The sequence below is a fragment of the Sphingomonas sp. UBA978 genome, assembly GCF_002292295.1.
GTDB lineage: Bacteria > Pseudomonadota > Alphaproteobacteria > Sphingomonadales > Sphingomonadaceae > Sphingomonas.
This window is the reverse complement of record NZ_DBBS01000021.1, coordinates 346681-358651: the sequence shown is the minus strand read 5'-3', so window position 1 is coordinate 358651 and position 11971 is coordinate 346681. Positions and strand designations below refer to the sequence as shown.

The 11971-nt window shown below is 67.6% G+C and carries 8 protein-coding genes; 6 read left to right on the top strand and 2 right to left on the bottom strand.

The features are described from left to right. Positions 1 to 11: 11 nt before the first annotated feature. Entirely contained in the window at positions 12 to 1289 is a 1278-nt protein-coding gene (locus B2515_RS16740; protein WP_293878276.1) for an aminotransferase class V-fold PLP-dependent enzyme, read from the bottom strand. 149 nt (positions 1290 to 1438) lie between these two features. Between B2515_RS16740 and B2515_RS16735 the strand changes: the two genes are divergently transcribed. The 6 genes from B2515_RS16735 to B2515_RS16710 all read left to right on the top strand — a co-directional run bounded on the left by B2515_RS16735 (position 1439) and on the right by B2515_RS16710 (position 10255). After that, entirely contained in the window at positions 1439 to 2821 is a 1383-nt protein-coding gene (locus B2515_RS16735) for a S10 family serine carboxypeptidase-like protein (RefSeq protein ID WP_293878518.1), read from the top strand. Between the two features lie 167 nt (positions 2822 to 2988). Continuing rightward, the gene (locus B2515_RS16730) at positions 2989 to 6060 is read left to right on the top strand and encodes a TonB-dependent receptor plug domain-containing protein (RefSeq protein ID WP_293878274.1); all 3072 of its coding nucleotides are present in this window, start codon (positions 2989 to 2991) and stop codon (positions 6058 to 6060) included. Next, positions 6057 to 7259: a pyridoxal phosphate-dependent aminotransferase gene (locus B2515_RS16725; RefSeq protein WP_293878272.1), complete on the top strand. Its 1203-nt coding sequence runs from the start codon at positions 6057 to 6059 to the stop codon at positions 7257 to 7259. The genes B2515_RS16730 and B2515_RS16725 overlap by 4 nt, the downstream gene beginning before the upstream one ends. 1 nt (position 7260) lies before the next feature. Then, complete coding sequence (locus tag B2515_RS16720) at positions 7261 to 8724, top strand: S10 family serine carboxypeptidase-like protein (RefSeq protein ID WP_293878270.1); 1464 nt, start codon at positions 7261 to 7263, stop codon at positions 8722 to 8724. Then, positions 8721 to 10022 (top strand): APC family permease, encoded by a 1302-nt coding sequence (locus tag B2515_RS16715; protein ID WP_293878268.1) that lies wholly within the window; start codon positions 8721 to 8723, stop codon positions 10020 to 10022. Before B2515_RS16720 ends, B2515_RS16715 begins: the two co-directional genes overlap by 4 nt. 29 nt (positions 10023 to 10051) lie before the next feature. Further along, positions 10052 to 10255 (top strand): hypothetical protein, encoded by a 204-nt coding sequence (locus B2515_RS16710; protein ID WP_293878266.1) that lies wholly within the window; start codon positions 10052 to 10054, stop codon positions 10253 to 10255. A 387-nt stretch (positions 10256 to 10642) separates the two neighbouring features. Here the strand turns inward: B2515_RS16710 and B2515_RS16705 are convergent, their stop codons facing one another. After that, positions 10643 to 11776, bottom strand: coding sequence for an AraC family transcriptional regulator (locus B2515_RS16705; RefSeq protein ID WP_293878264.1), 1134 nt, complete (start codon positions 11774 to 11776; stop codon positions 10643 to 10645). Positions 11777 to 11971: the final 195 nt, after the last annotated feature.

Below are 11971 nucleotides of genomic sequence, written 5' to 3'. Positions count from 1 at the left end.
TCGTTCGGAGGTCACGCGCGGGGCAGCGCGGCGAGCAGGCGCTCGATATCGTCCATCGTGTTGAACACCGACGGGCTGACGCGGAAGCGGTTGCGCGCCAGCGTGATCTGAACCTTCGCCGCCTTGAGCGGCGCGGCGAGCCGCTCCCGCGCGCCCTCCAGCACACAGGTGACGAGCGGCGTCCGGCTGTTGGACGGCGTCACCACGCTATAGCCACGGCTCGCGAGCCCGGCATGCAGGCGGCGCAGCAGCGGCTGCCGATAGGCGGTGATGCGATCGACACCCAGCGCCAGGATATGGCCAAGCGACCAGTCGAGCATCGCCGACACCACATGCGCATGCGTACCGCCCGCGAACAGTCCCTCCATATCGGTGCGCGGCGTCACGTCGGCGATGCGGTAATCCGCCTTAGTCGCCGGCGGATCGAACGGATAGACATGCGGGTCGAACCCGCCGAGCTGGTAATAGCCGTAGCGCGTCCGTCGCAGCCGGTCGTGCAGGTCGGCGCGGACGTAGAGGAAGCCCAGCCCGAAATCCCCCATCAGCCACTTGTAGCTGGCGCAGGCGGCAAAATCGACGTTGCTCGCACGCACGTCGATCGGCACCGCGCCGGCGGCGTGGATGATATCGGCATAGACCAAAGCGCCCTTCGCATGCGCGATCTCGCACACCCGCTTCAGGTCGTGCTCGAAGCCATTGTGGGTCGACACCAGCGACAGCGCGACCAGCCGCGTTCCCGGCACGATCGCGCGTTCGATATCGTCGATCGCGATCCGGTTCCCGCGCGGCCGCAGCCAGACGACCTCCACCCCCTGTTTCGCCAGCTCCTCATAAAGGTAGAAGGACCCGAAGAAGTGCAGCGTGTCGGTGACGATCCGCCCCTTTTCCCGCGGGAAGCCGAGCGCATCGATGATCGCCTGCTCGCCCGCGGTGGTGCTCTGGACGAAGGCGATCTCTTCGGGCGTCGCGTTGATGAGCCGCGCGAATTGCGCCTTCACCCGCCCCTCGACCGCGTCGGTCGGGAAATAGCCGTCCATCGTCGCACGCTGGTCGAGATAGGCCCGGGCCGCATCGCGCGCGCCGGTCGGCACCGGATGCATCGTCCCCGAATCGAGATAGGTCCCCGCCATCGCCGCGAAGCTCGCCCGGTCCGGCAGCATCGCCGGCGCGGCTACGCCACGCGCCGCCAGCGGCAGGGCCGCGGTCCCCGCCAGCACGTTGCGCCGTGTCACCCCGTCGGTCACCATCGTCCCCCTGTCGCGTTCCAGCCTAGCCCAACTGCGCCGCATAGATCTTGCGTCCTTTCGGACACGCCACCCGCCGCGCCTGCCGATCGATCGGTCGCACCCCGCCAATTGCGCATAAATATGCCGCCTGTTCGCCGCTAACCCATGACGCCGAGGGAGTATTCGCAATGATCCGAGCGGCGTTGGCGGCCATGGTTCTGGCGGCGGTGGCGACGCCCGCGGCGGCGCGTACCTGCGCACCCGACGCGGTCGAGACGCGGCACAGCGCGCAGATCGCCGGCAAGCGCCTCGCCTATGTCGCCTGCGTCGGCGCGATCCCGGTCCGCGTCGGAACGGCGGACGCGCAGATCGTCTACACCGCCTATCTCGTCCCCGGGCGGCCGCGCCGGCCGTTGAGCTTCGTCTGGAACGGCGGCCCCGGTGCCGATTCGCGTACGCTCCACTTCCACGCGATCGGCCCGCGCCTGATCCGCGACGGTGCGCTCGCCGACAATCCCGCCAGCCCGCTCGGCCGTACCGACCTCGTCTTCGTCGATCCGGTCGGCACCGGCTTCAGCCGCGCCGCCGACCCGGCGCAGGCGGAGGCCTTTTACGGCACCGTCGCCGATATCGCCGCCACCGCCGCCTTCGTCCGCGACTTCCGCATCCGCTATCGCCGCACCGCCAGCCCGCTCGCCATCGTCGGCGAAAGCTTCGGCACCTGGCGCGCATCGGGCGTCGCCGAAGCGCTGGTCGACCGGCGCATTCCCGTCGCCGGCGTCGCGCTGATCTCCGGCGGCATCCCGCTCGGCGAGGAACGGCATGGCGAACGCCGCCGCGCGCTGTCGCTGGTCAACCGTACCGCCACCGCCTTCGCGCTCGGCAAGCTGGCCCCCGACCTGCAACGCGATCAGGCAAGCACCCTCGCCGCAGCACAACGCTGGGCCGACACCGTCTACGCCCCCGCCCTCGCCGACCCCGCCGCGCTGGATGCGCCCCGGCGCACGGCCGTCGTCGCCGGCCTCGCCCGCTATCAGGGTCTCGACCCCGCCACGATCGATGCGAAGACGCTGTGGGTTTCGCCCCGCGACTTCCGCACCCGCCTGCTGGCTGCGGAGGGCAAGACGCTCGGCATCTTCGACATGCGCCGAACGACCCCAAGCGACACCGCCGGCGAAGACGCGGTCGCGCTAGCTTATTACCGCACGCAGCTCGGCTATACGGCAGGCCGCTATGCCGGGATCGATGCGCCCGCCGACGACGTCGGCGGCGGGTGGCGCTACGACCAGTCGCCCGTCACGAAGGATTCGCTCGCCCGCGCGATGGCCGGCGAAGGCCCGCCGAGCGCGTCGCAGCCGTGGATCCAGCGCGCGATGGCAAAGGATCGCGCGCTGCGCGTGTGGGTTGCCACCGGCCTGTACGATTCGCTCAACAGCTGCGCCAGCAATGCCGCCACCGTCGCCGTTCTGCCAGACGGCCTGTCGCGCCGATTCACGCTGCGCTGCTATGCCGGCGGCCATATGATGTATGAGGACCCGCGCGAAACCCGCCGCTTCGGTAACGAGCTTGCTGACTTCCTCGGGACTGGCGCATAAATTTTGCACGGAGGCGGCAAGCGCGCGCCATTTCGAACCCGAACCTCCCGCTCCGGCCCGATCAACGCCGAAAAATCCCTGCCACGCCACGCTATCCTTGGCGGCAGGGATCGATCGCAGACGGCAGCAGCCGCACCGGTCGGCACAGGCGACGAGAAGGGGGCTTCATGCAGCACGCACAGAACGGCACGATCCGGGGATTGATGGCATCGACGGCGGTGCTCGCCGCACTGGTCGCGATGCCGGCCTACGCGCAGCAGACCGCCGATCCCGCCGACCAGTCGATCGCCACCAGCGTCGATGCCGCCGCCGATACGGACGAGGCGATCGTCGTCACCGGATCGCGCATCCGCCGCGCCGGGCTCGACAATGCCGCCCCGGTCGCGGAGATCACCACCCGGTCGATCACCGACCGCGGCTTCATCACCGCCGCCGATGCGCTCAACAACCTGCCATCGAACGCGCCCGTGCTCAACCAGGCGGACGGCAGCGGCAACGCCAGCGGCCCCGGCTATCAGGCGCCCAACCTCTTTAACCTCGGGCCGGGCCGCACGCTGACGCTGTTCAACGGCCGCCGCATGGTGACGACCGGATCGGGGATCGGGTCGGCGGACGGCGTCGGCAACGCCTTCGTCGATGCCAATATCATTCCCCTGGGCCTGCTCGATCGGGTCGAGGTCTATCAGGGCGGCGGCGCGGCGGTCTACGGATCGGACGCGATCGCCGGCGTCGTCAACTACATCGTCAAGAAGGACTTTTCCGGCATCGAGCTCGATGCGCAGAACGGCATCTCGAGCCGCGGCGATTATGCGACCCACAGCCTGCGCGGCACCGCGGGCGTCAATTTCGCCGGCGGGCGCGGCAATGTCGCGATCGACCTCGGCTATTCGAAGTCGCCGACGCTGATGTTCAGCGCACGCCCGCTCTCCAACCTCGGCCGGCTCACCGTCAGCAACGCCGCCGACACCGGCCCGGCGGACGGCATTCCGGCGGTGAAGGAGATCTTCAACGCCGCCTTCTGGCCGTTCAACAGCAACGGCGTGATCTTCACCCGCCCCGCGCCGGTCAGCCCGTTCCTCGCGCGCAGCGGCGGCAACGCGCTGCAATTCGCGCCCGACGGCAGCGTCATTCCCTACAACACCGGCGTGTTGCAGGGCATTCCCTTTGCGGCGGGTGGCGACGGCTTCAAATATCAGGCGCTCGCCGGCCTGCGCACCGGCGTCGAGCGCTATACCGCCAATCTGGTCGGCCATTACGACTTGACCGATCGCGTCAGCGTCTCGACCGAATTGCTATATGCCCGCACCACCGGCACCGAAATCCCGCAAGGCAACAGCTACACCACGCTCAACGCCGGCGCGTATAACGGCCCGATCGCCTTCACCATCGCCAACCCCTATCTGACGGCGCAGGCGCGCACGCTGCTGGGCGGCGCCAACGCCGCCTTCGCCGGCGGCGCGCCGCTCTACCTCTCGAAATATTTCTACGACCTGACGCCCGCCAACGACCAGACCACGCGCACCGACACCTATCGCGCCGCGCTCGCGCTGGAGGGCGATTTCGACCTCGGCGCCCGCAACTTCTACTGGTCGATCGCCGGCAGCTACGCCCGCGTGGAGGGGGCGCAGCGCAGCTGGCAGGTCGTCAACAGCCGCTTCCAGAACGCGATCAACGCGGTGTCGAGCGGCGGCCAGATCGTCTGCGCGATCAACGCCGATGCCAATCCCAGCAACAACGACACCGCTTGCGCGCCGATCAACCCGTTCGGCGACGGCAACGTCAGCGCCGCCGCGCGCAACTATGTCAGCACCCGCGCCGGAATCGACTGGACCAACGAACAGGCCGATCTGCTCGCCACGCTGGGCGGCACGCTCGCGACGCTGCCGATGGGCAATGCCGATTTCAGCATCGCCTACGAACATCGCGACGAACAGGCGCGCTTCGACCCGCTCGACGCCAATCGCGCGGGCAGCTTCGGCACCGGCGTCCGCCAGGTGGCGCAATCGGGCGGCTACAACACCGACGAACTGTCCGCCGAACTGATCGTCCCGCTGGTCGGCAAGGATTTCCAGCTGCCGCTGGTCCGCCTGCTCGAGGCGAAGGGCGCGTTCCGCTATGTCGACAACAGCTATGCGGGGCATGAGAACGTCTGGGATCTCGGCCTGCGCTGGGAGGTCGTGCCCGGCGTGACGCTGCGCGGGTCGCGCAGCCGCAACTTCCGTGCGCCGACGCTGACGCAATTGCTCGCCCCCTCGGCGAGCGGGCTCAACTCGACCGGCTTCGATCCATGCGATGCCGACCGGATCGCCAGCGGGCCCAACCCCGCCCAGCGCCGCGCCAGCTGCCTCGCGCTGTTCACCGCCAATCCCGGCTATGGCGTCGATGCGGACGGCACCGGGGCGGGCCTCAGTCCCGCCGCCCGTCTTGCCCGCTTCCAGAACCCGTCGGAGAATTTCGCCCGCGCCACGGTCACGACCGGCGGCAATTCCGGCTTGCGCAACGAAATCTCCAACACCTGGACCTATGGCATCCTGCTCCAGCCGCGCGTCGTCCCCGGCCTGACGATCAGCGCCGACCGGATCGAGATCGACCTTCGGGACGGCCTGTCCGCCTTCACGACGCAGGATTTTGCCGCCGCCTGCTATGACGATCCCAACCCGGCGGCGGGCGTGTGCAGCGCCTTCACCCGCCTCGCCACCAGCGACGGGCTCAGCCCCGGCGGCACGATCGCGACCGGTACCACGACCACCTTCAACGCCGGCGTGATCCGCTATCGCGGCGAGAATTACATGGTCGACTATCAGTTCGCGCTCGGCGACCTGCTGCGCGCGGGCGATCTCGGCCGGTTGCAGCTGACCGCCTCGGCGACGCACAACACCCTGCTCACCACCTCGGTCACCGGCACCACCTTCGTCCGCACCGACGGCACCTATCTGTCGCCGACCTGGGTCGGGCGGTTCAACGCCGCCTGGAGCAAGGGACCGCTGCGCCTGACCTACCAGCTGCAATATCGCGACCGGACCGCGGCGGGCGCGAACGTGTCGATCGAGACGACGCCCAATCCCGTGCTCGCCCGCAACATCGTCCACGACGTGTCGGCGCAGGTCGATCTGGGCAGCATCGCGCTGCGCTTCGGTGTCGACAACCTCACCGACAAGGATCCGTCCTATCCGCAGATCGCGTACGGCGACATTCTCGGCCGGCGTTTCTACGCGGGCGCACGGATCAAGTTGCGGTGACACGATCGCCCGGGCTGTGCCCCGAACCGGTCGGTGATCCGACCGGTTCGCCGGGTATCGCCGAATCCTATTCGCACTGGGTCCGCCGGGTGATCCGCGCCGTCCGCTCCGAACGCAATCTGCTGGTCGGGCTGTTCGACAGTTCGGTCCCCGAACCCGTCGAGCAGCTGCGCCGGATCGTGGTCGAGGGGTTCGGCGAGACGCTCACCTCACGCTACACCAGCGCCTTCACCAGCGGGAACCCCTATGTCGTCGCGCAGCTCGCGCGGCATTATGCGGTGCCGGCGGAGCGGATCGTCTGCACCACCGGCGCGACCGGCGCGCTGTCGCTGATCTATCGCGCCCTGCTGGAACCGGGCGACCGGGTGCTGGTCGAAAACCCCGGCTTCGACCTGTTCCACAAGATCGCCGAAACCTATGGCTATGGCGTCGACCGCTTCCAGCGCCACGGCGACGATTTCGCGATCGACCTCGACGCGCTGGCCGCCAAAATCACCCCGCGCACGCGCCTGATCGTCCTGTCCAACCTCCACAACCCCTCAGGCATGGCCCTGTCTGCCGACACCCTCGCCGCGATCGGCGCGCTGGCGGAGGCGCACGGCATCCATGTCGTCGCCGATGAGGTCTACGGCGATTACATCGATGCAGACCGTCGCCCACCGCCTGCGGCCCAGTTGTCGCCCGCCTGCATCAGCATCAGCAGCCTCACCAAATCGCACGGCCTCAGCACCTTGCGCTGCGGCTGGATCGTCGCCGCGCCGGGGCCGATCGCGCGCATCCGTGCCTTGGCGGAAGAGATCGATTTCAGCGTCTCCAACCTGTCGCACGCCGTCGCCGCGCTGGTGCTGGAACATCCCGACGTCTTCGAGGACTATCGCGCCGACATGATGCGCCGTGCGCGGCCGATCATGGAATCCTACCATGCCCATTGGCGCGAACGGGGCCTCGTCACCGGCACGCTGCCGCCCTTCGGCTGCATCGCCTTTCCCCGGCTGGTCGGGATCGACGATACCGTGCGCTTTTCCGAATGGCTTGCCGATCGCTGCGGCGTCATCGTCGCACCCGGGGAATATTTCGGTGCAGCCGGCCATATCCGCATCGGCTTCGCGCGCGCGCCGGCGGATGTCGATTATGGCTTGCAGGCGCTGACCGACGGGCTGATCCGCTACCGCGATCAACACAATGGGGGGATGGCATAGGATGATGGTCCGGGCGGTCTGGGGATTGGCGATGCTGCTCGCCGGGGCCAATGCCTCGGCCCAGGGGCTGCCGGCGGCGCCGACGATCAAGGCGCGCAGCGAACAGACCGCGGGGATCCATGGCCAGCGCCTCGCCTATACCGCCGAAGTGGGCCTGATCCCGGTCGCCAGCACGCCGGGACGACAGGATGCGACCGGTGGCTATATCTCGTACAGCCGTACCGGCCCCGCCGACCGTCCGGTGCTGTTCGTCTTCAACGGCGGCCCCGGCGCGGCCTCCGCCTATCTCCAGATGGGCGCGCTCGGCCCGTTCCGGGCGCAGGTGCCGCAGAACCCGGCCGCTCCCCTGCCCGCTGTCGCGGATGTCGCCGCCAATCCCGACACGCTGCTCGACGTCGCCGATCTCGTCTTCCTCGACCCGCCCGGCACCGGCTTCTCCACGCTCGCCGCCGATGCCGATACGGCCTTCTATCGCTCGGTGCAGGGCGATGCGGATGCGGTCGCGCAGACCGCCCGCGCATGGCTCGCCGCGCATGGCCGGACCCGCGCGCCGCTGTACATCCTCGGCGAAAGCTATGGCACGATCCGCGCCGCCGCGATGGTCGATGCCCTGCGCGAACAGGACCCGGTGCTGGCCTTGCGTGGCGTGCTGCTGCTCGGCCAGGCGCTCAACATGATCGAAACGTCACAGCGGCCCGACAATGTCGTGACCTATCCGGTGGCGCTACCGACGCTGGCCGCCATCGCCTGCTACCACCACGTCCGGCCTGCGCCCTGCACGCCGCAGGACAGCGCGCGCGAGGCGTCCGCTTATGCCGAAACCTATCTCGCCGCGCTGTTCCGCGGGCAGGCCCTCGACGCCGCCGGCCGCACGGCGGTGGCCGCGAGGCTGGAAGCCCTCACCGGCATCCCCCGCGCCTTCTATCTCGCGCATGACCTGCGCATTTCGAAGGAACGCTTCCGCGTCGAGCTGCTTCGCACGCAGGGGAAAGTGCTCGGCCGCTACGACGCGCGCTACACCGCCCCGCGCGCGCCCGACGCCGGCGACACCGTCGGCCCCGACGCCTTCTCCGCGGTATCGGATCTCTACGGCAAGGCGGTAACCGGCCAGCTGACGCGGATCGGCGTGACCGATGCCGCCGCCTATCGCGTGATCGTCCGCGGCGGCGACGACTGGCGCTACGGATCGGGCGATTCCCCGTTCAACGACTGGCCGTTCATGGCGCGGCTCGAACGGGCGATGGCGGCGACGCCCGGCCTGCGCCTGTTCGTCGGCACCGGCCTCTACGACCTCGCCACCACGGTCGGCGCGGCGGATTATCTGTTCGCGCAAAGCACGCTGGACTCCGGGCGTTATCACAGCGCGCGCTATCCCGCCGGCCATGTCGCCTATTCGGACGATGCCAGCTGGCGGCTGTTGATGCGCGACCTGCGCGCCTTCCTCACCACCGGAGCCGCGCATTGACCGACGCAAAGCTCGCGAGGGGAATCGATCTGTGGGGCGTCGTCGCGCTCGGCCTCGGCACGGCGGTCGGCGTGTCGATCTTCTCGGCGATCGCACCCGCCGCGCGGATCGCCGGGCCCGCGATGCTGCTGTCGGCTTTGCTCGCTGCCCTGCCGATGTATCTGATCGCGGTCAGCTATGCCTTTCTCGGCTCCGCCTGTCCGGCTTCGGGGGCGTCCTTCGTCTGGCCTGCGCGCTTCCTCCACCCGGCGTGGGGCTTCTATATCGGCTGGGCGCGGATCGTCGCCAACGTCGGCGCGATCGTCGTGCTGGCGCTGGTGCTCGTCAAATATGCGTCGATGCTGGTGCCGCTGCCGACCAGGCCGACGATGCTCGCCGTGCTGCTGCTCGCCCTGATCGCCAATCTGTTCGGCGTGCATATCGCCACGCGCGTGCAGAAGATCCTGCTGGTCGGCATGCTGCTGTTGTTCGCGGTCTTCATCACATGGGGCGGCACGACCGCCGTCGATACGGCACGGCTGCAACCGCTGTTCCCGCACGGCGTCCACGGCATGATCGCCGCGACCCCGCTGCTGATGGGCCTGTTCTTCGGGATCGAGGCCGCGACCGAGGCCGGAGCGGAAGTGAGCGACAGCCGCCGTACCATCCCGCTCGGCATCGCGCTGTCGATCGGTTCGGCGACCTTGCTGTATCTGGCGGTCGGCTTCGTCGCATTGGGTGTGCTCGGCGGCGATGCGCTGGGTGTTAGCGAGGCGCCGATCCTCGACGCGGCAAAGCGGTTCATGGGTCCGGCGGCCACGCCGCTGATCGTGCTCGCGGCGGTGCTGTCGATCGGCAAGTCGCTCAACGCGCTGTTCGCGATGTTCAGCCGCAGCCTCTACGCGATGGGGGTGGCCGGCATGCTGCCCCGCGCGCTCGGCCGGGTTCACCCGCGCTGGCAGACCCCGCATATCGCGCTGATCGCCGTCTTCACGCTCGGCTGCGTCGGCATGCTGTTGCCGATGGAGCTCACCTTTCTGTTTCTCGCGGTCAACATCCCGAACCTGCTGAAATACGGCAGCATCTGCCTCGCCGCCGCCCGCGTCGTCGAACGCCAACCGGACCTGTATGACGTAGCCGCGTTCAAATTCGGCCGCCGGACGATGCGCGGCCTCGGCTATGCCGGCGCCGCCTGCGCCACGATGCTGATCTTCGTCGGCATGGAGGCGGACTGGCGGCCGTATGTATTACTTCTTGGCTGGATGCTTTTTGGTGTGCTTTATTGCAAGATTTTTGGAATGAGGCATAAAACTTCCTAGTTAAATAATCTCATCTTTTTCCACAATAAATGGGTGATGCCGAATCCGCCGGGACCAGCGCGAAAATGGTCCACCGCCAGTTCTGTAAGGAACATCGTCCCATCCACCTGCGCCTCCACGGTCATCTGCTGCTGCGCATCCCTCGCGGCGTCCAGGTCGTCGCGGGCATGCTCGCTTTCTACCTGAAGCCGGCGCTGCACCAGCAGACTGACCCGATTCTGGAGGACGAATGATCGAACAGTGGGTTCACGACAAGGAAGCGAAGGATGTTGGCAGCTATCAGCAAAATCAGACGTTCACAGCGATGCGCAAGAACGGCTGGCATTGGTCGAGAGATGCCTTCGCCGCGATGAGGCATAGGCGTCGGCCGAGAAGAGGTCGCGGAACTTTGCGCGATGCGCTTGCGGGTAAGCCGCGGTGCAGTCGGGTGTGAAGAAATATTAAGCCGCGCGCCGCCGTACTATCTGACACCCGGCCGTCGGCTGCGAAGACGCACAGCCGCCCTGTCGCGGTCTTGCCGCGGCGGGCCGGAACGCCTCGGCGAATATTTCCGGCTTATCCGCGTCCGAGCAACGCCGTCGGCCCGACACCGGACCGACGACCTCGTCAAAAGGGGACGGTCACGATAACAGATCGGGCCGATCGTGACCGGCGGCCGTGGACAGCCGTTGCCGCAACACCCTGCCGTCATGGCCGAAGGTTTCGCGCAGGAAGCGACTGACCGCGCTGGGCTCCGAATAGCCCAGCAGGATCGCGAGCTGGCCAATCGGCTGGCTCTCGTCGCGCGACAGATAGGCGACCGCAATCTCCGCCCGGACAGCAGCAAGCAGTGTCGCGAAATCGGTCCCGTTGCCCTTCAACTTTCGCTGCAGCGTGCGCGGTCCCATCGCCAGCATCGCCGCGGTTTCGTTCAGCGTCGCATGGCCCGATCGTAGCAGCCAGGAAATCGTCCGCTTTACCTCGGCGCACAGATCGGTCGGCATTGCGGTCGCACGCTGTTCGAGAAAGCTCTCGATCAAGGCGCCCAGCACGCCATCATGGACGTTCCGCCTGATGCGCAGGTCGGATGCGCGAAAACGAATGGCATATTCCAGGCCGCTCGGGATGACGGGGCAGCGAAAACATTCGAACAGACGATGGCGCGATGCTTGCGGAGCGTGGCGGAACTCGACATCGAGGGGAACCCAGCCCGGAATGAACAATTCGCGCACGACCTTGATGCCGAGCGCCATGACCGTTTCCATGAATTGCTCAGCCCCGCGACGCAACGCCGGGTCGAGCGTGTACACGGCGCGCGCTTCCTCGCCGACGCGCTCCAGCCGAAACGTCAACGCGGCGTTTTCAATGGGGATGAAGCGCGCCGCAGCCCGAAACAGGTCTTCCAGTACCGCGTAATGTTCCCATGAATGCGCGACATAACCCAGGTCGCTGATCCGGACCCATTCGGCGAATTGAAGGCCCAGATCGAAGTGAAAGGTGTTTTGCGCGAGGCGGTCGAACATCTCGATCAGGGTCTGCGAACCGATCTGATCGCCCGGTCGCGCGCGACGCAGCATTGCCAGATCGGTCGCGTCCAGGATCCTTGCCGGATCGCGACCCAGCCGCTGTTCCACCATGCGGATCAATTCCCGGCCAACGGCCACATCCGCCAGTGGAGCGGGTCGGGCGAACGCCGCAAGCGCGGCAGCGCCCGTCGCGTCCGCCATGATCGGACGACTGCCACCCTGTGTCGCAAGCGATTGCGCGGTCGCCATTTTCCATCTCCTCGCCGCGGCCTGTTGATCGGAAGGTGTCCGTCACTGCCTAGCCGGCGTTTGCAATCTGCGTCGTCCCTGCCCGGGCTGCCATAGTCCAACTCACCTATGTCGCAATGCGTCAAGCATTTGTCGCGATCCGTCACCCGAAACGGTCATCGGATCGAACTGGCATCTGTCGTCAATCGGCAAGTC

Excerpts from the sequence above, each read along its gene's own strand:
- B2515_RS16740 (WP_293878276.1), bottom strand. The coding sequence starts at position 1,289 with ATGCGGCGCAGTTGGGCTAGGCTGGAACGCGACAGGGGGACGATGGTG.
- B2515_RS16735 (WP_293878518.1), top strand. The coding sequence starts at position 1,439 with ATGGTTCTGGCGGCGGTGGCGACGCCCGCGGCGGCGCGTACCTGCGCA.
- B2515_RS16730 (WP_293878274.1), top strand. The coding sequence starts at position 2,989 with ATGCAGCACGCACAGAACGGCACGATCCGGGGATTGATGGCATCGACG.
- B2515_RS16720 (WP_293878270.1), top strand. The coding sequence starts at position 7,261 with ATGATGGTCCGGGCGGTCTGGGGATTGGCGATGCTGCTCGCCGGGGCC.
- B2515_RS16710 (WP_293878266.1), top strand. The coding sequence starts at position 10,052 with ATGGGTGATGCCGAATCCGCCGGGACCAGCGCGAAAATGGTCCACCGC.
- B2515_RS16705 (WP_293878264.1), bottom strand. The coding sequence starts at position 11,776 with ATGGCGACCGCGCAATCGCTTGCGACACAGGGTGGCAGTCGTCCGATC.